Annotated in this window: 24 protein-coding genes and 1 pseudogene; 8 read left to right on the plus strand and 17 right to left on the minus strand. The window is 41.3% G+C overall.

Translation table 11 applies throughout. The annotated features are described in order from the left end of the window. The first annotated feature begins 95 nt into the window (after nt 1-95). Complete coding sequence (locus HPT25_RS25355; RefSeq protein WP_173070488.1) at nt 96-1,016, plus strand: alpha/beta hydrolase; 921 nt, start codon at nt 96-98, stop codon at nt 1,014-1,016. A gap of 21 nt (nt 1,017-1,037) precedes the next feature. Here the strand turns inward: HPT25_RS25355 and HPT25_RS25360 are convergent, their stop codons facing one another. Then, the gene (locus HPT25_RS25360; RefSeq protein WP_173070490.1) at nt 1,038-1,370 is read right to left on the minus strand and encodes an iron-sulfur cluster biosynthesis family protein; all 333 of its coding nucleotides are present in this window, start codon (nt 1,368-1,370) and stop codon (nt 1,038-1,040) included. Between the two features lie 141 nt (nt 1,371-1,511). Here HPT25_RS25360 and HPT25_RS25365 point away from each other — a divergent pair, with 141 nt between their 5' ends. Beyond that, complete coding sequence (locus HPT25_RS25365) at nt 1,512-1,718, plus strand: CDGSH iron-sulfur domain-containing protein (RefSeq protein ID WP_173070492.1); 207 nt, start codon at nt 1,512-1,514, stop codon at nt 1,716-1,718. 37 nt (nt 1,719-1,755) lie between these two features. Here HPT25_RS25365 and HPT25_RS25370 read toward each other — a convergent pair whose 3' ends face one another. Together HPT25_RS25370 and HPT25_RS25375 are read right to left on the minus strand one after the other, a co-directional pair. Next, a complete protein-coding gene (locus HPT25_RS25370; protein ID WP_173070494.1) occupies nt 1,756-2,091 on the minus strand; it encodes a YolD-like family protein in 336 nt (111 codons plus the stop codon). A gap of 33 nt (nt 2,092-2,124) precedes the next feature. Beyond that, entirely contained in the window at nt 2,125-3,384 is a 1,260-nt protein-coding gene (locus HPT25_RS25375) for a Y-family DNA polymerase (protein ID WP_173070496.1), read from the minus strand. A gap of 156 nt (nt 3,385-3,540) precedes the next feature. Between HPT25_RS25375 and HPT25_RS25380 the strand changes: the two genes are divergently transcribed. Beyond that, a complete protein-coding gene (locus HPT25_RS25380) occupies nt 3,541-3,732 on the plus strand; it encodes a YqzH family protein (protein WP_173070498.1) in 192 nt (63 codons plus the stop codon). A 30-nt stretch (nt 3,733-3,762) separates the two neighbouring features. On the opposite strand, the gene HPT25_RS25385 is transcribed toward HPT25_RS25380, so the two are convergent. After that, a complete protein-coding gene (locus tag HPT25_RS25385) occupies nt 3,763-4,560 on the minus strand; it encodes an SDR family NAD(P)-dependent oxidoreductase (RefSeq protein WP_173070500.1) in 798 nt (265 codons plus the stop codon). Between the two features lie 32 nt (nt 4,561-4,592). Then, nucleotides 4,593-5,552 carry an MBL fold metallo-hydrolase gene (locus HPT25_RS25390; RefSeq protein ID WP_173070502.1) on the minus strand — a complete coding sequence of 320 codons (960 nt, stop codon included), beginning with the start codon at nt 5,550-5,552 and terminating at the stop codon, nt 4,593-4,595. A 571-nt stretch (nt 5,553-6,123) separates the two neighbouring features. Here HPT25_RS25390 and proC point away from each other — a divergent pair. The 3 genes from proC to namA all read left to right on the plus strand — a co-directional run bounded on the left by proC (nt 6,124) and on the right by namA (nt 9,278). Further along, nucleotides 6,124-6,966 carry a pyrroline-5-carboxylate reductase gene (gene proC, locus HPT25_RS25395; protein ID WP_173070504.1) on the plus strand — a complete coding sequence of 281 codons (843 nt, stop codon included), beginning with the start codon at nt 6,124-6,126 and terminating at the stop codon, nt 6,964-6,966. A 65-nt stretch (nt 6,967-7,031) separates the two neighbouring features. Continuing rightward, nucleotides 7,032-8,180, plus strand: coding sequence for a glycosyltransferase family 2 protein (locus tag HPT25_RS25400; protein ID WP_217269835.1), 1,149 nt, complete (start codon nt 7,032-7,034; stop codon nt 8,178-8,180). A 78-nt stretch (nt 8,181-8,258) separates the two neighbouring features. Further along, nucleotides 8,259-9,278 carry an NADPH dehydrogenase NamA gene (gene namA, locus HPT25_RS25405; RefSeq protein ID WP_173070506.1) on the plus strand — a complete coding sequence of 340 codons (1,020 nt, stop codon included), beginning with the start codon at nt 8,259-8,261 and terminating at the stop codon, nt 9,276-9,278. 199 nt (nt 9,279-9,477) lie between these two features. On the opposite strand, the gene rnz is transcribed toward namA, so the two are convergent. Continuing rightward, nucleotides 9,478-10,401, minus strand: a complete 924-nt coding sequence (rnz, locus tag HPT25_RS25410; RefSeq protein WP_173070508.1) for a ribonuclease Z — start codon at nt 10,399-10,401, stop codon at nt 9,478-9,480. Nucleotides 10,402-10,639: 238 nt separating this feature from the next. Here rnz and zwf point away from each other — a divergent pair, with 238 nt between their 5' ends. Beyond that, a complete protein-coding gene (gene zwf, locus HPT25_RS25415; protein ID WP_217269991.1) occupies nt 10,640-12,106 on the plus strand; it encodes a glucose-6-phosphate dehydrogenase in 1,467 nt (488 codons plus the stop codon). 38 nt (nt 12,107-12,144) lie between these two features. Here zwf and HPT25_RS25420 read toward each other — a convergent pair whose 3' ends face one another. The 4 genes from HPT25_RS25420 to mce all read right to left on the minus strand — a co-directional run bounded on the left by HPT25_RS25420 (nt 12,145) and on the right by mce (nt 16,693). Further along, nucleotides 12,145-13,422 (minus strand): DNA polymerase IV, encoded by a 1,278-nt coding sequence (locus tag HPT25_RS25420; RefSeq protein WP_173070510.1) that lies wholly within the window; start codon nt 13,420-13,422, stop codon nt 12,145-12,147. A 73-nt stretch (nt 13,423-13,495) separates the two neighbouring features. Continuing rightward, on the minus strand, nt 13,496-14,617 hold the full coding sequence (locus HPT25_RS25425; protein ID WP_173070512.1) for a tripeptidase T: 1,122 nt from the start codon (nt 14,615-14,617) through the stop codon (nt 13,496-13,498). Nucleotides 14,618-14,734: 117 nt separating this feature from the next. Next, complete coding sequence (locus HPT25_RS25430; protein ID WP_173070514.1) at nt 14,735-16,282, minus strand: acyl-CoA carboxylase subunit beta; 1,548 nt, start codon at nt 16,280-16,282, stop codon at nt 14,735-14,737. A gap of 6 nt (nt 16,283-16,288) precedes the next feature. Further along, nucleotides 16,289-16,693: a methylmalonyl-CoA epimerase gene (mce, locus tag HPT25_RS25435; protein WP_173070516.1), complete on the minus strand. Its 405-nt coding sequence runs from the start codon at nt 16,691-16,693 to the stop codon at nt 16,289-16,291. A 158-nt stretch (nt 16,694-16,851) separates the two neighbouring features. On the opposite strand from mce, the gene prli42 reads away from it, so the two are divergent. Beyond that, nucleotides 16,852-16,950, plus strand: a complete 99-nt coding sequence (gene prli42, locus HPT25_RS25440; RefSeq protein WP_173070518.1) for a stressosome-associated protein Prli42 — start codon at nt 16,852-16,854, stop codon at nt 16,948-16,950. On the opposite strand, the pseudogene HPT25_RS25445 reads toward prli42, so the two are convergent. The 7 genes and pseudogenes from HPT25_RS25445 to scpA all read right to left on the minus strand — a co-directional run bounded on the left by HPT25_RS25445 (nt 16,947) and on the right by scpA (nt 23,889). After that, a pseudogene (locus HPT25_RS25445) lies at nt 16,947-17,503 on the minus strand (L,D-transpeptidase). The gene prli42 and the pseudogene HPT25_RS25445 sit on opposite strands and share 4 nt — an antisense overlap. A gap of 96 nt (nt 17,504-17,599) precedes the next feature. Then, a complete protein-coding gene (locus tag HPT25_RS25450; RefSeq protein WP_173070522.1) occupies nt 17,600-18,322 on the minus strand; it encodes an amino acid ABC transporter ATP-binding protein in 723 nt (240 codons plus the stop codon). Next, entirely contained in the window at nt 18,315-18,974 is a 660-nt protein-coding gene (locus tag HPT25_RS25455; protein WP_173070524.1) for an amino acid ABC transporter permease, read from the minus strand. The genes HPT25_RS25450 and HPT25_RS25455 overlap by 8 nt, the downstream gene beginning before the upstream one ends. Nucleotides 18,975-19,053: 79 nt before the next feature. Further along, the gene (locus HPT25_RS25460; RefSeq protein WP_173070526.1) at nt 19,054-19,836 is read right to left on the minus strand and encodes a transporter substrate-binding domain-containing protein; all 783 of its coding nucleotides are present in this window, start codon (nt 19,834-19,836) and stop codon (nt 19,054-19,056) included. Between the two features lie 252 nt (nt 19,837-20,088). After that, nucleotides 20,089-20,526: a BrxA/BrxB family bacilliredoxin gene (locus tag HPT25_RS25465; protein WP_173070528.1), complete on the minus strand. Its 438-nt coding sequence runs from the start codon at nt 20,524-20,526 to the stop codon at nt 20,089-20,091. A 97-nt stretch (nt 20,527-20,623) separates the two neighbouring features. After that, nucleotides 20,624-21,748 carry a methylmalonyl Co-A mutase-associated GTPase MeaB gene (meaB, locus tag HPT25_RS25470; RefSeq protein ID WP_173070530.1) on the minus strand — a complete coding sequence of 375 codons (1,125 nt, stop codon included), beginning with the start codon at nt 21,746-21,748 and terminating at the stop codon, nt 20,624-20,626. Then, on the minus strand, nt 21,748-23,889 hold the full coding sequence (scpA, locus tag HPT25_RS25475; protein ID WP_376767990.1) for a methylmalonyl-CoA mutase: 2,142 nt from the start codon (nt 23,887-23,889) through the stop codon (nt 21,748-21,750). Before scpA ends, meaB begins: the two co-directional genes overlap by 1 nt. Between the last annotated feature and the right edge of the window lie 17 nt (nt 23,890-23,906).

Below are 23,906 nucleotides of genomic sequence, written 5' to 3' on the forward strand. Positions count from 1 at the left end.
TTCATATTTTCTTTTTATAGGTTAAATTTGTAATCAGCGGCTTTTTTTCTGTAAAATATTTCATAACAATGAAATCAAAGGTGGTGAAATCAAATTTGAAGAAGACACTTCGAGCTCTATTTATTTTGTTGTTTTTCTGGTTTGCGCTTGCCCTGTATTTTACCAACAGGATTATGTATATGAAAAAGAAGGATGAGGACTTTATTTTAAATCGGGAAAAAGATGCGGGACGCTTTAATCCGAAAGACTTCGAATCTCGCCCAAAACGGGAGGTTGCCATTGCGTCACCCTTCGGCTATTCCATTAAGGCTGTGCTTGTCGAGCCGCACCAAACTAACCGTTATATCATTATTTCCCATGGAGTGACCGAAACAAAGATTAATTCTGTTAAATATATGAACCTGTTCCTGGAGCGCGGCTTCAATGCTTTGATTTATGACCACCGACGCCACGGTGAATCCGGCGGAAAAACGACCAGCTTTGGCCATTATGAAAAATTTGATTTAAAAGCGGTTGTTGACTGGCTAAAAATCGAGATAGGACATGATATTATTTTAGGGATTCACGGTGAGTCTATGGGAGCCGCAACGATGCTTTTGTATGCTGGGCTTATTGAAGACGGTGCCGATTTTTATATCGCCGATTGTCCATTTTCTGATTTCCAACAGCAGCTGGCATACTTAATTAAAAAAGACTTTAAACTTTATCCCAGGCTGCTTCTCCCAATTGGAGATGTTATTTTGAGAATCCGCGATAAATATTCAATTCGGAATGTTTCTCCGATTTCCGTTATTGGAAATATCAAGCATCCAGTGCTGTTTATCCACAGTCGTAAGGATGATTTTATTTTACCGACCATGACTAAGGAGTTATTTGAGCAAAAAAACGGTCCGAAAATGTTGTATATCGCGGAAAATGGGCTTCATGCCCAGTCCTTTAATGAAAACCGCGTTGATTATGAACGGGTTGTCGATGAATTTTTACAAAAATATGTAGAACCCGCTCTTTCTACTTAAAAAGACTGACCCTTTGCTGGATCAGTCTTTATTTTCTTTTATGATGAAACTCAATTGGCCGTTTAGGATTTGCTGCGGACTCTTGAGCTGAAAACGATTCAGGCTAGTGGAAAAATCAATGGTCATTTTCTCATCAAAGAAAACCATTTTGGATTTTTCAAGGTAGATCGTCCTGTTATTTGTGTCAATTGCGATATCTGTATCCTCTACTTCCGATACAAACCACAAGGCTGCCACTCCATCCACAGCACAACCGCACCCCTCTGTGTCATATTTCAGTTTTAAATAGCCGCTTTGCTCCCCTATTTTCTCTGCTATTTTGTTAGCTGCCGCTGCTGTAATCGTAATCTCCATGTTTAAAGCTCCTCTCTATGGCATATGATGAATTGTATCATATTGCTGCAGCAACTGTATGTTTTTTGCTTGGCCCCAGTTTGTTGCATTTTTCTCCCAATCCCGTTAATCTGAAAGAAACTAATGATAAGAGGTGTCAGTATGTCAAAAGTACAAATTAAAGTGAATGATAATGGGTCATTACGTATTACCGGTGATGTGGAATTACTTGATGGTGAAGGAAATGTATATTCGACAAAACCTTCCTTTTCCCTCTGCCGGTGCGGGTTGTCAAATAATAAGCCATATTGTGACGGTTCCCATAAAGGACATTTTGAATCACAAGTCCGGGTTCCAAAAGAAGACTAATGATTAAAAGAGCGGCATTCAATATCAGGCCGCTCTTTTACAAATCCGTAACCCGAATGTCGACAATTGCCGCAATAGGAATCCGGTGCACTGCTTCGAAGCGGTCGACGACATGAAGCTTGTGCGCCAGCTCATCCCAATAATGAATTTTTCCCATAACAATTTCATAATTCCGATTATAATAATGCGTAATCATAACATAATGATCAAATTCAATCGCCGCAGCCAGCGTTTCATTCATCTGCTCCAACTGCTGTTCATCCATTTCCTTTTGCTTCTCGTACTGGTCTTCTTTGACCCAGTCCCTGATCAATTTCACATGTTCGGGCAGCATCATCGCTGTCCATTTGATTCTGCCGCGGTCGCGAATCATCGAGCCTCTCCTTCCTTTGACATCCCTTTTTTATTACATTTTGTGCCCGCCAACAAGTTTGGCTCGGTGCTTGGCAGTTCCTCCAGCGGTATAAGATACCGCTCTTAAGAGTGAACCAGCCCCAAAACGCCGGCGGATCGAATCGACTACATAACCAAGCTCCCGCCGCTTATGAGCACTCATGTCAAACAAATCAAGTTGCAGTTCGCAGTCGTCGACAATATTGCCAAGCGAAAGTGAAATCTGCCTTACCGTCTTGCCTTTATAATGCTCATGGAAAATTTTTAGACAAACACGATAAAGGTCCATTGTTACATTTGTCGGCTGGCGGATGGTATGAGAACGGTGAAAGCCCCCGCCAAACTCATCTTGGCTGTAGCCGATGCCAAGGCTGATTGTCCGTCCAGCCGTACGATGGGTTCTCGCCCTTCTTGCTACCTCCTCACACATTTCTAAAATAACATGCTTTATTTCGGTTTCGTCTTTATAGTCCCTTAACAGAATTTGGCTTTTACCAAAACTGATCTGCCCCTCAACTAGCGGTGCTCCCAATTGGGACAAATCTACTCCCAAAGCATGATAATACAGCTGGTTTCCCATAATGCCGAATTTTTTTTCCAGCGTTTCTAAATCGTAGCGGGCCAACTGACCGACCGTGAAGATACCCATGCCATTTAATGTTTTTTCAACACGGCGGCCGATTCCCCACATTTTCCTCAAGGGTGACACCTTCCAAAGCTTTGTCTCGACATCCTCATATGTCCACTCGGCAACTCCTATATTTTTGGCTTCCAAATCAAGGCAAAGTTTCGCCATTAACATATTAGGGCCAATTCCGATTGCACATGGCAGCTGAAATTCCCGTTCAATATCGTTTCTTATCTTTTGAGCAATTGTTTGGGCATCCCCCCACAGATGAAGGGAGCCATCTACCTTGATAAAGCTTTCATCGACACTATAAACATGGATTGCTTCTTTTGGAACATAGCGATTAAACACACGAGTAATTTCCGTGGAGATTCGCAAATAAGTTGCCATCTTGGGCTCCTCAAGCCTAATTCTCGGATCTTTTGGAATCTCAAACAGCCGTGATCCTGTTTTAATGCCAAATTCTTTTTTCAAACGCGGGGAAGCTGCGAGTACAATGCTTCCCTGCCGCTCTTTATCCCCGACAATCGCGATATAGCAGTTTAAGGGATCGAGACCAAGCATGACAGCAGAGCAACTGGCATAAAAGCTCTTCATATCCACACATAAAATTTTATTTTGCGGCAACGTGCTGTAATCAACCATGAATAATCCCTCACAGTGATAAATATAGAACATTTGTTCTTTATTCTATTCTTATTCTACCCGAATATGCGTTCGTATTCAATGGAATTTTTTTACTTATTTACAATATGAATTAACACCAAGAAAACGATATAATAGATTAAAGAGGTGCATGTTATGGAGAAAAAGTTAATAATGAAAATGATAAAAAATTGTTTTAAACAATATTATGAGGCAGGGCCCCTGCCACTTACCGCTCAAGATTTGGAGGAATTAACCCAGAAAATTTTGCAGCTGAAGGAAGAAGAACCCACGGTGGAATTGTATGAAGCAATAAATGATGCAGTATACGAATTTTTAATCAATTGAAAAAAGCCCCTAAACAGAGGCAAGTTAATATTATTTTTTATTAAGCATCCGGCTGCCAATTTTGTCAAACAAGCGCGGAAAAAGGACCGAGACCACGCTCCCCAAATTCATCCAGCGAGGCAGATTGATTTCCCTTGTTTTTGTAAACATGCAGTCGACAACTTTTCCAGCAACATATTCGGGCTGAAGCATAAATTTTTGTACATTTTTCACATAGGTCCCTTGTTCATCGGCAATGGTAAAGAAATTAGTCGCAATGGGGCCGGGATTAACGGAGGTAACAAGCACATTGTAATCGGCCAGTTCCATACGTAAGGAATTGGTGTAGCCAAGAACAGCATGCTTTGTTGCTGAATAAACGCTCGATTTCGGAGTTGCGATTTTTCCAGCCTGCGAGGCAATATTGATAATATGACCAAATCGCCTTTCCCGCATCGCCCCCAGCACCATCGTCGTGCAAGCCATTAATCCGACTACATTAACCTCGAACATTCCCTTTATTTCGTCAATAGAAGCTTCGTGAGCTTCACGGAAAATCCCATATCCAGCATTATTTACAAGGATATCTATGGATCCAATCCTCGCAAAAATTTGTTCAAAAACCTCCCGAACTTGATCGGTATTGGCCACATCAAGCCGAAAAACATGTACATCCACATGATATTTATCTTCAAGCTGTAACTTTAATTGTTCAAGTTTATCGATGCTTCGGGCCAGCAAAACAAGATTGGCTCCGCTTGCCGAACAAAGCTTGGCAATTTCAGCTCCAATTCCACCGGAGGCGCCGGTGATGACGATATTTTTACCCTTTAATTGTTCCCTAACCATTTAACCACCTCATCCATGTTGCCCCATATTTTTTACTTTGCCAGAAAAAGCATGGGTTGGGTATCTCTACTAATAATTTCTCCGATCGATGATAAATAGTCAAGCTGGCCTATTGTTTCTGATAACGTTAAGAATAATTCGCGCTTATATACAGAAGGAAAAAGGCGTTGGCAGATTTCAAAAACTGTAAGCTCGCTTTCCTTCAGCCACTTGTTCACTTTCATTGCACGGTCATGCTGACTGACGAGCCGCTGCTTAACAAGTTCTTCCAGTTGAAAAACCTCCTTGCCATGCCCGGTGTAAACCATTTGAATCGGATATGACAACAGCTTCTGCATAGAATGATTATGCTGCTGCTGAGGCTTTGGTCTCATTGATTCACCCGGCACCGGCGGCTCAAGCAATGGATTTGGAGAGATATGAGCTAAAATGAGGTCACCGCCAAGCATAATCCCATCTTTTTCTCGATAATACGCAACCTGACTCTGTGCATGACCTGGTGTCTCCAACACCCTCCACTCAGAAAGTCCGGGCGGCCTCATTCCCTCTGTTAGTGTACCAGTGAGCGAGCGATTGCAAGAATACTTTAACATGTTCTTATGATTCTCAAGAACATTCATAAATTCCAAAGGAAGACCTGACTTATGAAATAATGATTTAAAAAAATGGCTACACTCCTGTAAAAAGTTTTCCGTAGGATGAATCCAGCGCTCATTTAATGGATGTCCATAAACTTCCAATGTATCAGAAAAAAAATCAAGCAGCCCTGTATGATCAGGGTGATCGTGTGTCAAAATCACTTGGTCAATGTCTTCTGGGCGTAAATTCAATTCACGTAATTGTGCGGTCAGTGATTCCCATGCTGCTTCGGTTTTGGGCCCAGCATCCACAAGCGTCAGCCGCTCGCCCTTAAGGAGATAAACATTGACATCCCCGACAGGAAACGGGGTTGGAAGTGTTATCTTAGCAATTCCGTCTTTCCATTCCGTCATGTAAAAAAACCCCTTAACATTATAGTTAAATAAAGAATACCTATTCCTCAAATATGAAAATTATGTGTCTATTATATATATAAGATAAAGTTTAGCGTTAATATTTAAAAATGTCACTTTTTCCGCATAATTTTTTGGAAAAAAAATAAAATTCAATAAATATACCCCTTGACATAAAGGGTGATTTTCTTGCATAATCACTATTAAAATTTATTTTGTTTTGTGCGATGACTAGGGCCAGTAAATGAAAAACGGCGAAAGAGAGTGAAGCTCGGCAGGCTGAAAGGCTTCACCGCCCTCTTGATCATTGAACCTACCCTATGAGCTATTAGGAAAACCTAACGTATCCCGGCGTTAACGGTGTCGAGAGAACCCCCGGCAAATGGAAGCAGCCTGGGGCAATGAAGGTGGTACCACGGAAGTTAGACCTTTCGTCCTTTTGGGATGAGAGGTCTTTTTGTTTTTTCCAAAGGCTTTGATAAAGACGTTGCTGATTATTTCCCCGTTGTTTGGAGCGGCAATCAACAGCCGAAATTTAAGAAAGTCTTTCAAAAAGTAAGGAGGAATTTTTATGAATAAAATTGCTATTGTAGGTGCCGGATCGATGGCAGAGGCCTTTATTTCAGGTATTCTTGAAAATGGATTAATTGAACGAAAAAACATTTGGGTAACAAACAATGCCAATCAGGCAAGATTAGCATATTTAGAAGAACAATACGGGATTCAAAGCAGTTATGATTTAAACGCCCTTTTTGATAGAGCAGATGTTGTGATGCTGGCGATGAAACCAAAAGACGCAGCTTCAGCGATTGAATATATTCGCGGGCATCTGTCACCGGATATGTTGATTGTGTCCGTTCTTGCAGGGGTATCTATGGATGCAATCGAGACTTTGGCTGTAAAGCCGCTGTCCATTGCCAGAGCCATGCCAAATACTTCTGCAGCAGTGGGAAAATCAGCAACAGCCATTGCGGTCAACAGCAGGGTAACTGATGCGCAGCTGGAAACAGCCAAACAACTGTTTGCAACTGTCGGCCTAGCCTCTTTTGTTGAGGAAGATCAGCTGGATGCAGTAACCGGGTTATCGGGCAGCGGACCAGCATATATTTATTATTTGATCGAGGCTATGGAAAAAAGTGCAGTTGAAATCGGGCTTGATAAACAAATGGGGAAAGAACTCATTGTTCAAACATTAATTGGAGCCGCTGAAATGGTGAAAAACTCGGCGAAATCACCAGAGCAATTACGCCGGGAGGTCACAAGTCCAGGAGGAACAACGGAAGCCGGAGTACGGGTTCTGGAAGAACATGGAGTTCAAGAAGCATTTATTTCATGTATTAAAGCTGCTGCCGCTCAATCAAAAAAAATGGGCGAAGCCCTGTGCTCCCAGCTTCAGGTTGGTAAAACATCTTAAAAATTGAATGTTTCCCCTCAGTTTCTTTAAACTAAAGATAAGTCAAGAAAAAGAGGACTGAGGAAATGATCGACATATTAACGGTGCTGTATATAATTGGCATACTAGTTTGGATTATTTTTCTTATCGATGCACTTAACGGGTTGCGGCATTTGGACAGTTTGGAAAAGGAAGAACCCATGGATAACGGACCCTTACTGTCAGTTATTGTAGCTGCACGAAACGAAGAAAGACACCTAGAGGCAAGTATAATCAGCCAACTTGCGCAGACCTATCAAAATGTAGAATGGATTCTTGTTAACGACCGTTCCATTGATAGAACAGGGGAGATCATCAACAACCTGGCGAAGAAAGACTCGCGGATAAAAGGTCTCCATATTCACGAATTGCCTGAAGGATGGCTTGGAAAGAACCACGCTCTCTATAAAGGATATCTGTCCGCTGCCGGTAAATGGCTTTTGTTTACAGATGCAGATATTCAATACGAAAAAGAAGCATTCTCCAAAGCATTGCATTATGCAGAAAGAATGCAGCTTGACCATTTAACAGCTGCCCCCAATCTATGGGCCAAAAGTTTTTGGTTAAAAACGTTTGTTGCATTTTTTCTGTTTGGTTTTTCTTATTTTAAACGCCCATGGCAGGCCAATAATCCCAAGTCCAAAACAGGAACAGGAATTGGCGCATTTAATTTAGTATTAAAAAGAGCATATAAGGCGTTTGGCACGCATGAAAAAATAAAAATGCGCCCTGATGATGACTTGCAGCTTGGCATGCGACTGAAAAAAGAAGGATATCGACAAAGAATTGTTACAGCCCTTCGGATCATCGAAGTAGAATGGTATGGAAGTTTGAAAGAAGCGTTTATCGGCCTTGAAAAAAACACCTTTGCCGGATTAAATTATCGAATCAGCATGGTATTATTCGCCGTTTTCGGGGTATTTGTTACACATGTTCTGCCGTTTATCACCATTTTTTCAGCAAATAAAGTGATTGCTCTTCTAAGTTTGGGAAATATACTCGGCAGCGGCTTTCTTTACGTACTGATTACAAAAAGAATGACCGTTTTCTCACCACTTTTATTTCTTGTTTTTCCAATTACCGCCATGCTATTTATCTTTTCAATTATCAGAGCAAGCTATCTCACCTTTAAACGAGGGGGGATTGTGTGGCGCGGCACAACGTATCAGTTGCGAGAACTAAGAGAAAAAGAATGAGAACATGATCCCATATTATTTTCCGACTATTTGCTATACTAGTAGTGGTTTCAGAAATGAAAACAGGAGGTTATTCAAATGACTGCAAAACTTTTCTCGCCTTATACCATAAAAGGTGTGACATTCAAAAACAGAATTGTCATGTCGCCAATGTGCATGTACTCCAGCCATAATCAGGATGGCCATCTCCAAAATTGGCATCGCACCCACTATACGTCGAGAGCAGTTGGGCAGGTTGGGTTGATTATTGTGGAAGCAACGGCGGTTACACCGCAAGGACGGATTTCCCCGCAAGACCTAGGAATCTGGAGCGATGAACATATAAACGGCTTCAAGGAGCTTGTGGGACTTGTAAAAGAACATGGAGCTAAAATTGGTATCCAGCTAGCCCATGCCGGCAGAAAAGCAATATTAGAGGGTGACATTCTCGCTCCGTCAGCGATTGCTTTTAATGATCATTCAAAAACTCCGAAGGAAATGACGAAAGCTGACATTGCTGAAACGGTTGAAGCCTTTAAGATAGGAGCGGAACGTGCCAAAGTTGCTGGTTTTGATGTCATTGAAATCCATGGCGCCCACGGGTACCTGATTAATGAATTTCTCTCGCCGCTTTCCAATAAACGATGGGATGAATACGGAGGTTCTGCTGAAAACCGGTACCGAATTCTTCGCGAAGTGATTGATAGTGTAAAAACAGTTTGGGATGGTCCTCTATTTGTACGTGTTTCAGCAAATGACTATCAAGAAGGCGGTTTAACGCCAGAGGATTACATAACATTTGCCCAGTGGCTGAAGGAGCAAGGCGTGGATTTAATTGATGTCAGTTCTGGTGCCGTTGTTACGGCCAGAATTGATGTATATCCTGGATACCAAGTAAAATATTCAGAAACCATTCGGAAAGCGGCAGACATTCCAACCGGGACTGTAGGCTTAATAACTTCCCCCATACAAGCTGAGGAAATTTTACAAAACGACAGAGCCGATTTAGTTTTCTTAGCACGGGAATTGCTAAGAGACCCATACTGGCCTCGGACAGCAGCCAAAGAACTTGGCGCAGTCATTAAAGGGCCGAAACAATATGAACGGGGCTGGATGTAGATAAAGATGCAGGAGAAGCACTTGTCAAAAGGCAAGTGCTTTTTTTCAGGGATAGGGCATGAAAATATAACTTTCCTATCAAGCATAAGTGCACTAAGGAATGTTCGGGAGCATTAGCATCACAGTCGAAAAGCTCTGCTTTTCGGCGAACTACGCCTCAGTCTTCGCCCTAACGAGCTCGCCAGCCGGCGAGTTTTCTTTATTTGTAAGGAACCGGAATTTCCTTAAAATCCTCCGCAATCTCTGTATTTTCAAAAATCTCCCTAGCTTCGTACACCAATTCCATCCACGTGTTTCGATCGTAGCGAGAGCTAATATGTGTAAGACATAACTTGCTGCACCCTGCCTGCTTGGCAATTTTTGCTGCCTGATAGGTGGTTGAATGAAAGTAGTCATAGGCAAGCTTGGCTTCGTCCTTAGAGAAAGTGGCTTCATGAATCAAAAGATCGGCATTCTTTGCTAGCAAAATAGCATTCTCATTGAATCTCGTATCCCCAAGAATGGTGACAATCCTTCCTTTTTGTGCTGGCCCTACAAATTCACTCGGTTGAATAATACGTCCATCTTCAAGTGTAACTGCTTCGCCATTTTTTATTTGTTTAAAAATCGGACCTGGACGGACACCTGCTGCCATCAGCTTATCGGCCTGTAAAGTCCCTGGCCTGTCTTTTTCAACTATACGATAACCGTAAGATGGAATGCCATGATCCAAGAGGCGGGCTTCGACAATGAATTGATCATCTTCAAAAATAATCCCTTCATCAATTTCCACCACTGACAGCGGATATTTCAAGTACGTTTGGCTTATGGATAGACTTACCTCAATATATTGTTTAATACCTTTTGGCCCGTAAACAGTGATCTCTGTTTCCCCTCCTTGAAACGAGCGGCTCGAAAGCAGGCCTGGAAGACCGTAAATGTGGTCTCCATGAAGATGGGTAATAAAAATTTTCTCTATTCTTCTCGGTTTAATGGCAGTATGTAAAATTTGATGCTGAGTGGCCTCTCCAGCGTCAAACAACCAAATTGCCCCTCGCTCCTCCAATAATTTTAATGCAATGGATGTCACATTGCGAAGCTTTGCTGGCATTCCGGCACCCGTACCTAAGAAAAAAACATCCAAAAATTACTCCTCCTTTTCCCGTCCAAATCAATATGGATACTATACCACAAAATGCAGATTATTGCTCAATGGTTGCGATTACAAGAGAAAAAACACCTATTTTTTTGATACATGCAAATCAATTTATTTGAGAAATCTAAAGGAAACAGCTAAAATTTATACTTGTTTAACATACATAGGAAAAGATACTTTTAGAAAAGAGGTTTCTAACGTGGAACAAAATATGACTTCCTTGATAATGATTTTCGGAGCCACTGGTGATTTAGCAAAACGGAAACTGTTTCCCTCCCTTTATCGTTTATACGAAAGGAAAAGATTAAATAAATTTGCCGTGATTGGTGTTGCCAGAAGACAGCTTACAAATGAAGAATTTCAGGCATCTGTAAGGGAATCAGTATTATCGTCTTTAGGAAACAAAGAAAATCTTGATGATTTTATTTCACATTTTTTCTACCAATCCCATGATGCAGGAGATTCCAACTCCTATGCTGCGTTAAAGAAATTAGCCGATGAAATTGATGGACATTATACCCTCGAAGGCAATCGCATTTTCTATTTGGCGATGGCACCAGAATTTTTCGGGCCGATTGCGCTCCATTTAAAATCAGATGGACTTACTGATGTAAAAGGTTACAAGCGTCTCGTCATCGAAAAACCTTTCGGTCATGACTTGGCCTCTGCGAAAGAATTAAACAAACAAATTAGAACAGCATTTTCTGAAGATGAAATTTATCGGATTGACCATTATTTAGGGAAAGAAATGGTGCGGAATATTGAAGTAATCCGTTTTGCCAATGCGATATTTGAACCGCTTTGGAATAACCGTTATATTTCCAATATTCAAATTACTTCAAGTGAAACACTTGGTGTTGAGGAAAGAGGACGCTATTACGAGACAAGCGGTGCGCTCAGGGATATGCTGCAAAACCATATGATGCAGATGGTGGCACTGCTTGCGATGGAACCGCCAATTAAACTGACAACAAATGAAATCCGCTCGGAAAAGGTACGGGTATTCCGTTCCCTCCGCATGGTGGAAGGCGAGCAAATAAAAGATTATTTTGTTCGCGGTCAATACGATGAAGGTGCCATTAACGGAAAACAGGTTCCTAAATACCGTGATGAGCCGATGGTCGACAAAGAATCGAACACCGAGACATATGTAGCAGGTAAAATCATGATTGATAATTTCCGCTGGGCCGGCGTTCCTTTCTACATTAGAACCGGAAAAAGAATGTCTACAAAATCAACGAAAATTGTCGTTCAATTTAAAGATATTCCGATGAATTTATATTACGAAACAGAAAAAATGTTAAATCCTAACCTGCTCGTGATCCATATTCAGCCAGAGGAAGGGATCACGCTCCATCTGAATGCTAAAAAAGCTGGTGGTCACCTTGATGCACAAGAGGTAAAATTAAGCTTTGCCAATACAGGGGTTTTCACCATGAATACTCCTGAAGGATACGAAAAGCTGCTATATGACTGCATGAGAGGCGATGCAACGAATTTCACCCATTGGGATGAAGTAGCTTATTCTTGGGCCTTCGTTGATAAAATTTCAGAGGTTTGGCAAAAAACAAAAGCAGCATTCCCTAACTACACTTCAGGCTCCATGGGACCAAAAGCCGCTGATGAGCTCTTGGAAAAAGACGGTTTCTTCTGGTGGCCTGTCACTGACCTGGATGTTGATATTTGTCAATAACGATAAAAGCTCCATTTGCTTATTAGGCAATTGGAGCTTTATTTTTCCTCATACTCATTTTTCGGAAGTTTACGAAGAAAATCTTTATTAAAACTTGTAGCAGTACCAACATCATCCGACTGATCAACAGAATGTTCTCCTGCTGTTTCAATAATATTTTTCCCAAACTTTTCCCTAAGAAATGAAACTGTTTTTAACAGCGGTTCTTTTTTAGCATCTTTTTCATAGGAAAACAAATCTAACTGTTTATAGGCAAGTCCATGGTCGAGTAAGTCAAAACCTGTTATACCCAATAAACGGACGGGATCGCCGTTCCAATGCTTTTGCATAAGCTGTTTGGCAATGGCCGCAATTTCTTCTTTATGCTGGATTGGATTTTCTAATTTTTTACTTCTAGTGATGGTCCTTCGATCCTTATAACGAATCGTAACCCCTATCGTTGATGCAAGGACGTTTTTTCGCTTCAGCCTGACAGAGACCGTTTCAGCCAATGAATCAAGCACATGATTAAGCTCTTGCTGATTGCTTACATCCCTCGGCAGGGTTGTCGAATTGCCAATACTTTTGAATTCCTCAATTGATTCCGGGTCGACACTTCGGTGATCCGTCCCATTGGCACGCTCTTTTAATCGAATCCCATTGATTCCAAGAAGTGCTTTTAACTGCACTTCATTTGCTTTGGCCAAATCGCCGATCGTGTAAATTCCTAACGATGTTAGCTTTTCCGCTGTTTTTTTTCCTACCCCATGCATTTCACCACTATGCAATGGCCACAGAACATTTGGTATGTCCCTCTTTCTAAGGATAGTAATACCAAGCGGTTTTTTCATATCAGAGGCCATTTTGGCTAAAAATTTATTCGGAGCAATGCCAATACTGCAAGGTAAATCAAGCTGTTCATAAATTCGCTTTTGTATACTTTCTGCAATTTCTATGGGGCTTCCGAATTCAAAACTTTCGGTTATATCCATGTATCCTTCATCAATAGAAACCGGCTCGACAAGTGCTGTATAAGTTCTGAGAATAGAAAACATTCCCTTAGAGGCAGCCCGGTAACGATCAAAATTAGGCGTTTTCACAATTAACTGCGGGCACAGCTTCTTGGCTTCCCAAAGCGGCATCGTTGTTTTTACACCAAATTTCCTCGCTTCATAGCTGCAGGTAACAATGATGCCCCTACGTTCCTCCACATTTCCGGCAATCGCCAGTGGTTTCCCTTTAAGTGATGGGTCATAGGCCATTTCAACAGAGGCATAAAAACTATTCATATCAACATGTAAAATGACACGTCCGTTTTTAGGATACATTTCCTTCATGTCAATCATCCTTAAACCTTTCTTAATCTCATTATACCAAAAAAAGAGGAACCAAAGGCCCTCTTCAAAAACGTTACTGTTTTGTCACTTCTTCAATGATGGCAAGTGTCATTTCTGCCAATTTATATAACTCTTCAATAGGCATCCGTTCATTAGTCGTGTGAATTTCTTCGTAGCCCACAGCGAGGTTTACTGTTGGGATGCCGAATCCAGCAATCACGTTGGCGTCACTGCCGCCGCCGCTATGCTGAAGTTCACAGCTGCGTCCAATCTTGGCTGCTGCTTTTCGAGCAATTTCCACTACTTGATCCCCTTCACCAAATTTGAAGCCTGGATACATAACTTCCACTTCAACTTCCGCTCTTCCGCCCATATCTGCTGCAACGGTTTCAAACGCTTCTTTCATCTTGGCAACCTGTGCTTGCATTTTTTCAGGAATCAGTGAACGCGCTTCTGCTAAAATATCGACACGGTCGCAAACAATATTGGTTGCCTGTCCGCCTTCAAAACGGCCGATATTAGCAGTCGTTTCATGATCAATTCTCCCCAGTGGCATTTTTGAAATCGCTTTGGCAGCAATTGTAATCGCAGAAACACCTTTTTCCGGCGCTACACCGGCATGTGCTGTTTTACCATAGATAACTGCTTTTACTTTTGCCTGTGTAGGCGCTGCGACTACGATGTTACCTACCAGCCCATCGCTGTCAAGTGCATAACCATATTTAGCCTTCATTAAAGAAGGATCGAGCGCTTTCGCTCCCACTAGACCAGACTCTTCTCCAACTGTGATGACAAATTGAATCATCCCGTGTGAAATATTTTGCTCTTTTAAGACACGGATCGTTTCCAACATTACGGATAACCCAGTTTTATCATCTGCCCCAAGGATGGTAGTGCCGTCGGTTATCACGTAGCCGTCTTTAATCGATGGCTTCACACCTTTCGCTGGAACAACCGTATCCATATGAGAAGTAAAATAAATCGGATCTACTCCTTCTTTTGTTGCCGGAAGTGTACAAACCAAATTTCCAGCCCCATGCCCTGTCACTGCTGTTGTATCATCCTCAAATACTTCCAACCCTAACTCGGAAAACTTTTGCTTTAACACTTTGGCAATCTCTGTTTCATGTTTGGTTTCTGAGTCAATTTGAACAAGCTCCAAGAATTCATTCAAAAGACGCTCCTGATTAATCATTCTGCCAAACCTCCCAGTTTATGTACTTTACTCACTATTTCAGTATACCTTTTTTCTTGTCCTACCAGCAAATGAAAGGCTGTGGCAACTATTCACAGCCCAAATGGAAATACAAATTTAAAGTGGGATATTCCCATGTTTTTTATATGGTCTAGATTCTTTTTTGTTTCGGAGCATTTCCAAAGCTTGAATAATTTTTATCCGTGTTTCCCTAGGGTCGATGACATCATCCACCATTCCTCTGGCTGCTGCAACATAGGGATTGGCAAATTTATCGCGGTACTCTTCGATTTTTTGCTGGCGGGTCAGTTCCGGATTTTCACTGGAGTTAATTTCCTTAGCAAAAATAATATTGGCTGCCCCCTGCGGCCCCATCACAGCAATTTCCGCATTTGGCCAGGCAAATACAAGATCCGCACCGATTGACTTACTATTTAAGGCTACATAAGCCCCGCCGTATGCTTTTCTTAAAATAATGGTCAGCTTTGGTACTGTTGCTTCAGAATAAGCAAATAATATTTTTGCACCATGACGAATTATGCCGCCATGCTCCTGCTTAACCCCAGGGAAAAAGCCTGTCACATCCTCAAAAGTAATGATCGGAATATTAAACGAGTCGCAGGTTCGGATGAATCTGGCAGCTTTGTCGGAAGAATCTATATCCAGCCCGCCGGCCATTACTTTTGGCTGATTACAGACAAGGCCTATCGTTTCCCCTTTAATTCTGGCAAAACCGACCACGATATTTTTAGCAAAATCCTTATGTATTTCCATAAATGACTCCCGGTCCACAACCTGCTCAATAACGCTGCGAACATCATATGGACGAACAGCATCAAATGGAATCATATCTGTCAGATTCGGACGATAATCATCCTCTTCAGAATGTACAGCAACCGGGGGTTTTTCTTGATTATTTTGTGGCAGATAGCCAAGCAATTTACGTAATTGTAGCAACGCTTCTTCTTCAGTTGCAGCACTGAAATGAGCATTTCCACTGATCGAGTTGTGGACATTAGCCCCACCAAGGTCTTCCGCACTAATCTTTTCTCCCGTAACAGTTTCAATCACTTTAGGGCCTGTAATAAACATTTGACTTGTCTGCTCCACCATAAACACGAAATCCGTTATCGCAGGTGAGTAGACAGCTCCACCGGCACATGGTCCCATTATAACGGAAATTTGCGGAATCACTCCTGAATAGATGGAATTACGGTAAAAGATATGGCCATAACCGTCTAAAGAAACCACGCCTTCTTGAATTCTTGCTCCTCCTGAGTCATTAAGGCCAACAAATGGGGTGCCATTTTTAGCTGCTAAATCCATCACATTGGCGATTTTATTCGCATGCATTTCACCGAGAGCACCGCCAAATACGGTAAAATCTTGAGAAAATAAATAAATTGGCCGGCCGTTCACCTTTCCATAACCTGTTACGACACCATCGCCAGGTCCCTTTTGATCTGCCATCCCAAAATCATGAGTTCGGTGCTCGATAAATGGATTTAACTCCACAAAAGTCCCTTTATCGACTAAAAGTTCAATGCGCTCACGAGCAGTTAATTTTCCTTTTTCATGCTGTTTTTCGATCCGCTCATCACCGCCGCCAAGCTCCACTTCTCTTCGTTTATCATATAATTCATTGATTTTTTCATAGATGTCCATATAGCATTACCCCTTTTTCTCACAAAGTTCGACTAAAACACCGGACGCTGCTTTTGGGTGCATAAAGGCAATTTGTGCACCGCCTGCCCCAGGTCTCGGCTCTTCATCAATCATGCGAATTCCTTTTTCCTTCATCTCCCTGATTCTTGCTTCAATCGATTCGACACCAAGTGCGACATGATGGATGCCTTCTCCTCGTTTATCAATAAATTTAGCAATTGTACTTTCACTTGAAACAGGCTCAAGCAATTCCAGTTTTGTCTCACCTGCCTGTAGAAAGGCCACTTTAACTTTTTGACTTTCCACCTCTTCTATTTTCAAAAGAGGAAGGCCTAATACGTCCGTATAAAAAGGAAGGACATCTGTAAGCGATTTCACAGCAATGCCAATATGATCCACTTTTTTAATCATATGAATCCCTCAATTCCGATTAAAAATGATTTCATCAATAAATGTATTCGTGAAAAACTTCATAAATCCTTCCTAAAATGTACAGTTGTTCCGTTGTTTATCTGGGCTTTTCCTTGTAAAATAATGAGTATTCAAGAATTATGGGAGGTATCTACACTATGTCCAGTAAAAAAAGCAGAAGAATCATTGTTATGTTAATGTTAGGCGCAATGCTTGCATCTACCCTCCTAATTGGAATTGGCCAGTTTATTCGTTAACAATAATAAAGGGAATGTTCAACAGGAACATTCCCTCTCCTTATTCTATTGCACCATTTTCTCTTGCCAATTGTTCAAAGGATTTAGTTGAGGAAGTGACCAATATTTTCGTTCCCAATGGAATGAGCGGAAATAAAGAGCTAATCACCTCATTTTGCATACGAATACAGCCTTGTGATACATACTTGCCTATGGAAGCAGGCTGGTTTGTTCCATGAAGGCCGTAAATTCTCCCATCAGTCCCTTTTGCATCAAAACCAATCCACCTTGCCCCGAGAGGATTTTTCGGGTCCCCTCCAAGTATATTTCCACGGATATAATAAGGATTTTCAGCTTTTACAGTGATAGTAAATAGGCCTTCAGGTGTCAGTTCCTTCGTTTTACCTGTTCCGACTGATACAATGGTTTGAAGCCTGTTTTCACTAATAAGCGCCAATTCATTTGTACTTTTATTCACTATAACAAAAGGGTCACCAGGGAGAGGGTTTGGGCCTAAAGGCCAAATCGGTGAAAAGAAAAAAGCGAGTATGATTGATGAAAGAAGCTTCAGCAAAATTTCCCACCTGCCTTTTACCCGCTATTTTTCCTCAATAATCATAAAATATGTCTAAAAATAAAAAAATAGATGATCATTTCGACCATCTAATTCTTAAAGCATTTTTTGAAGAAAATCCTGCGCACGAGGACTCCTTGGATTTGAGAAAAACTCAGCTGGCGCTGCATCCTCAACAAGCACACCGCCATCAAGAAACAAAACGCGATCTGCCACTTCCCTGGCAAAGCCCATTTCATGTGTAACAATGGCCATCGTCATTCCGGTATGAGCAAGTGATTTCATGACCTCTAATACTTCCTTGACCATTTCCGGATCGAGCGCGGATGTGGGTTCATCGAACAGCATGACCTCAGGTTGCATTGCTAATGCTCTGGCAATGGCTACACGCTGCTTCTGACCTCCTGACAACCTTGTAGGATATTCATGTGCTTTCTCCGCTAAACCTACTCGCTCAAGTAATTCAAAGGCAATTTTTTCTGCATTCGATTTGTCTAAACCTTTTACTTTCAAAGGCGCATAAGTCAGATTTTGTAACACCGTTTTATGAGGAAAAAGATAGAAATGCTGGAATACCATTCCTACGTTTTGACGAACTTTCATGATATTCGTTTTCTTGTCTGTGAGTTCTTGGTCCCCAAGCCAAATTGTTCCTTTTGTCGGAGTTTCGAGCAAATTCAGGCACCGCAGAAATGTAGATTTCCCTGAACCTGAAGGTCCGATAATAGCGACCACCTCACCTGCTTTTATGGAAGTAGAGATTCCCTTTAACACTTCAAGTTTTCCAAAATTCTTATATAAACCCTCTACCTTAATCACTTCGTCTCATTCTCCCTTCAAGCAATCTTCCAAAGAAGGACAGGATAATCACCATTAGATAATAAATCCCCCCGGCGATCAACAGCGGTTCGAAAAATGAATAATTATCAGAACCAACTTGATATGCCCGGCGCATAACATCCATAACTCCGATCGTAGTCACAATCGCGGACTCCTTCGTTAGAGTGATAAGTTCATTCATGATTGCAGGCAGGATATTTTTTAAAGCCTGTGGCAGAATGATATCCCACATCATCTTTCCATACGGAATCCCTAACGCAAGTGCCGCCTCTCGTTGCCCTTTATCGACGGCAAGAATTCCTGCACGAATAATTTCAGAAACATACGCACCAGAATTTAAACCAAAGGATAGAATGGCAGCAGTATAAGGAGCAATTTGGTATCCAAGAATTTCCGGAGAACCGAAATAAATAATCATCAACTGAAGCACCATTGGCGTACCGCGAAAAACGGATGTATAAGCTTTAGCAAACCAGCCAAGTATTTTCACTGAACTAATCTTACATAATGATAAAAGCGTTCCAAGAATAAGACCTAGAATGGCGGCAACAACCACAATCTGTAAGGTTACGAGAATTCCTTGTAAAATATAAGGAATAGAGGGGATAAATGGGGTGAAATTTAAGTGCATTTAAATTTCGTCCTTTCTTAAAAAAATAGCAGAGACGTTTAGATTAATGTGTTTCCAAACGTCTCCCGTTCAAGATGAATTATTTCACTCCGCCAAACCATTTAACAATTAATTTTTGCAGTTCACCATTAGCTTTCATCTTCTTTAACTCATCATTAAATTTCGTGGTTAACTTGCTGTTTTTTGGAAATGCAATGGCTGAACCAGCTTCATCGGCTTTATCACTAATGGTAAAACCAGTCAATTCTTTATTCTTCTCAAGGAATCCTTTTGCGACTGAATCTTCAACAATAGCAGCATCAAAGCGGCCTGCTTTGATTTCTTCGATCAGATCCGGAATTCGATTACGATCTTCAATTTTGATTGGGATCGTTTTATTAATATCTTTTGCTTTTGCTTCCTGGATAGAACCAAGCTGAACACCAACCGTTTTTCCTTTTAAATCTTGAAGTGTATTAATCCCACTTCCCTTTTTGGAAATAAACATATATTGGGCAGTATAATAAATATCGCTAAAATCAACGTTTTGTTTTCTCTGTGGAGTAGGAGTCATACCAGCTAAAACGAAATCAGCTTGTCCGGATTTAAGTCCTTCAATTAGACCGCTGAAATCCATATCCTTCACTTGTACTTTATATCCCAGCTTCCCAGCAATCGCATTAGCTAAATCAATATCAAAACCTTCAATCTTACCGCCTTTGCTTGTATTAACATATTCAAATGGAGGATAATCAGCAGATGTTGCCATCGTTAACACCTTTTTATCCCCGCTTGTATTATTATTTTGCGAACTAGTCCCGCACGCTGCAAGTAATCCAACTGTTAGCATCAAAGATGCTAATAAAGTAATTGTTTTCTTCATTTATGATCCTCCTATAATTTTCTGAAATTTAAAACTAATTATTTTTATAATAAATCAGTCTAACTATGCCTATTTTTCACAAAAATAATAGTTTTATTAATTAATAATTATTCACTGAAATGAATTTTAACACATATAAATAATTATGCAAATATATTTTTAAAAATTCATTAATGTTTTTCAAGTGAAAATTTTTCCAATAAAAAAACCAATCTCCAATGTGAGACTGGTCTTTTTTATCAATATTGAGCTTTAGATTTCTTCACAATATTTATCAAATTCTTGTTGTAGCTTAGCTACAACATCTGCAGGGCTGTGTCCTTCGATTTGGTGTCTTTCAACCATCGAGCAAATTTCACCGTCTTTTAGCAAGGCGAAAGATGGGGAGGACGGAGGAAAATTAGTGAAATAGCTTCTTGCCTTTTCAGTAGCATCCTTATCCTGTCCTGCAAAAACTGTGACCAAATGATCAGGGCGTTTATCATAATGAATAGAATAAGCAGCTGCAGGGCGGGCAATACCTCCAGCACAGCCACAAACAGAATTAATCATAACCAATGTCGTTCCTTTTTTCGCTAAAGCTTCTTCCACTTCTTCAGGTGTTTTCAACTCTTGATATCCGGCAGAGGTAATTTCTTCCCTCGCTTGGCGAACAACATCATTCATGAATATATTAAAATCCATGCTCATCAAGATCACTCCTTAAATATCTCTATATAACTACATCATAACAGTAAAAATGTGTTTTTTACAAATGGATTGTCTATTATATAGAGGGAATGATACCTTAATCTTTTTTTCCAAAAAATGCGGCAAATAATGACTCAACAGCATTGGAAACCGTGATGTCTCCTGCAATAACTTCATTTTCATATTTTGGAAGCAGTGATTTAACATTGGGATGTTGATAAAAATAATATTGCAGCTGATCGGTTATCATGGAATACAGCCAGTCCCGCGCCTGGAACTTTCTTCTTTCTCCGAAAACACCCGAAGCCTTGCCGGTTTGTTCAAAGGATTGAATCACTTTCCAAATCTCACTTATTCCTTCCTTTTTGACAGAGGAGCAGGTATATGCCTTCGTTTCCCAGCCCTTTGTGGAAGGCTGCAGGAAATGCAGAATACGATTAAACTCTTTTTTTGTTTGCTCTGCTTTCAGCTTATTTGCGCCATCTGCTTTATGGACAATTAAAGCATCAGCCAGTTCCATAATTCCCTTTTTCATTCCTTGTAGCTCATCACCTGCCCCTGTTAAAACAAGAAGCATAAAGAAATCGACCATATCTCTAATGATGACCTCACTTTGGCCTACTCCAACGGTTTCAACCAATATAACATCATACCCTGCTGCCTCACAAACAAGCATAGATTCTCTTGTTTTCCGATGAACACCACCTAGTTTTCCTGCAGTCGGCGAAGGACGGATAAAGGCTTTCGGATTTCTTGATAATTGTTCCATCCGCGTCTTATCTCCAAGAATACTGCCCCCGCTCAGTTTTGAACTAGGGTCAATAGCAAGAACGGCAACCCGGTGGCCAAGCTCGCATAAATACGTACCAAAAGCCTCAATAAATGTGCTTTTACCGGCACCGGGAACACCCGTAATACCAATTCGGATCGCGTTACCTGAATGAGGAAGAAGTTTTTGCAAAAGCACTTGGGCCTTCTGAAAATGCTGTTCCGCGTTGCTTTCCACTAGGGTAATGGCTCTTGCTAATAGACTGCGGTCGCCCCTCAGAATACCTTCATATAAGTCCTCCATTTCAGGTTCCCGAGTGCTGCGCTTTTGAAAGCGGATATTCTTTTGAATGGAGACAGAATTCCCCTCCTGTTCCTGCCCCTTTCTGATGATACTTGAAAAAGATTCAGGATGATTGGGGTCACTCCATTCCGGCCATTGATCCTCTGACATTATGACGACACTTCCTCATAGCCAAGCTGTTTATAAATTTCCTTAATCACCTTTTGCGCAGCAACTGGAATAATCGTTCCAGGTCCAAAAATGGCAGATGCCCCGTGGTCATAAAGGAATTGGTAATCTTGTGCGGGGATCACTCCGCCAATTACCACGAGAATGTCATCCCTGCCAAGCTTTCTTAGTTCCTCCACTAATTGCGGTAAAAGCGTCTTGTGCCCCGCAGCAAGAGAGCTCATTCCTATCACATGAACATCGTTCTCCACTGCCTGCATTGCTGTTTCTTCTGGAGTTTGGAACAAAGGACCAATATCGACATCAAAGCCAAGGTCAGCAAAAGCTGTTGCGATCACTTTTGCCCCGCGGTCATGGCCATCCTGCCCCATTTTTGCAATCAAAATTCGCGGCCTTCTGCCCTCATTTTCAAGAAATTCATCCGTCATTTTTTGAACTTCGACAATTTCTTCTTCGTTATTAAATGCAGAACTGTACACGCCGCTAATTGATCGAATAACTGCTTTATGCCTTCCCGCAGTCTTTTCAACTGCATCAGAAATTTCCCCTAATGTTGCTCTGACACGTGCCGCCCTGACAGCAAGTTCGAGCAGGTTTTGATTACCAGTTAAAGCTGCTTGTGTTATAGCCATTAACACCTCTTGAACTTTTTGTTCATCGCGATTTTCCTTTAACACCGCTAATTTTTCAATTTGCTTTATTCGGACAGCGGTATTATCTATATCCAAGATATCGATAGGCTCTTCTTTGTCAAGTCGGTACTTATTTACACCGATGATGATTTCCCTTCCAGAATCAATCTGGGCCTGTCTGCGGGCTGCAGCCTCTTCTATTCTCATCTTGGGCAAACCTGTCTCAATAGCTTTTGCCATACCACCGAGACTTTCAATCTCCTCAATATGCTTCCAAGCACGTTTAATTAATTCATCGGTCAGTTTTTCCACATAATAAGAACCTGCCCACGGGTCTATGACTTTCGTAATTCCTGATTCTTCCTGCAGAAACAACTGTGTATTACGAGCTATTCGGGCGGAAAAATCGGTTGGGAGTGCAATCGCTTCATCTAATGCATTCGTATGCAATGATTGGGTATGGCCCATGGCCGCTGCATGTGCCTCTAGCAATGTTCGTGTCACATTGTTAAAAGGGTCTTGCTCTGTCAAACTCCATCCTGATGTTTGTGAGTGCGTGCGCAGTGCCATTGATTTTTCATTTTTAGGCTGAAATGATTTCATCATCTTCGCCCAAATGAATCGGGCTGCCCGCATTTTCGCCACTTCCATGAAATAATTCATGCCAATTGCCCAGAAGAATGACAATCTAGGAGCAAAGGAATCAATATCAATCCCTGCCTTTAAACCAGTCCTTACATATTCCAAACCATCTGCCAGAGTATAAGCCAATTCCAAATCGGCAGGTGCTCCCGCTTCCTGCATATGATAGCCGGAAATACTGATGCTATTAAACTTTGGCATATATTTTGATGTGTACTCAAATATATCAGCTATAATCTTCATTGACATTTCCGGCGGGTAAATATACGTATTTCTTACCATATATTCTTTTAAAATATCATTTTGTATTGTTCCCGAAAGCTTTTCCTGGCTTACTCCTTGTTCTTCTGCTGTAACAATAAAGAACGCCAAAATCGGCAGTACTGCTCCATTCATCGTCATGGAAACTGACATTTGGTCTAAAGGAATACGATCAAACAAGATTTTCATATCAAGGACAGAATCGATTGCCACTCCCGCTTTCCCTACATCTCCTACAACACGGGGATGGTCTGAATCATAGCCTCGATGAGTTGCTAAATCAAATGCGACCGATAAACCCTTTTGTCCCATCGCCAAATTTCTACGGTAAAAGGCATTGCTTTCCTCCGCTGTTGAGAAGCCCGCGTATTGCCTGACTGTCCATGGGCGGCTCACATACATCGTCGGGTAGGGACCTCTTGTATAAGGCGGGAGGCCTGGCAAGTGGTCAAGATGTTCTAACCCCTTCCGATCTTCCTTTGTATACAGGGGTTTTAGTTTAATTTGTTCATTCGTTTCAAATACTAAATCATCAATAGAAGTGGAAATTTCTTTGTCAACCTGTTTCTTCCAAGCATCTTTTGTCATAAATGACTGATCGTTAA

Origin of the sequence: Neobacillus endophyticus (assembly GCF_013248975.1) — a bacterium.
In the GTDB taxonomy this organism is placed as follows: Bacteria; Bacillota; Bacilli; order Bacillales; family Cytobacillaceae; genus Neobacillus; species Neobacillus endophyticus.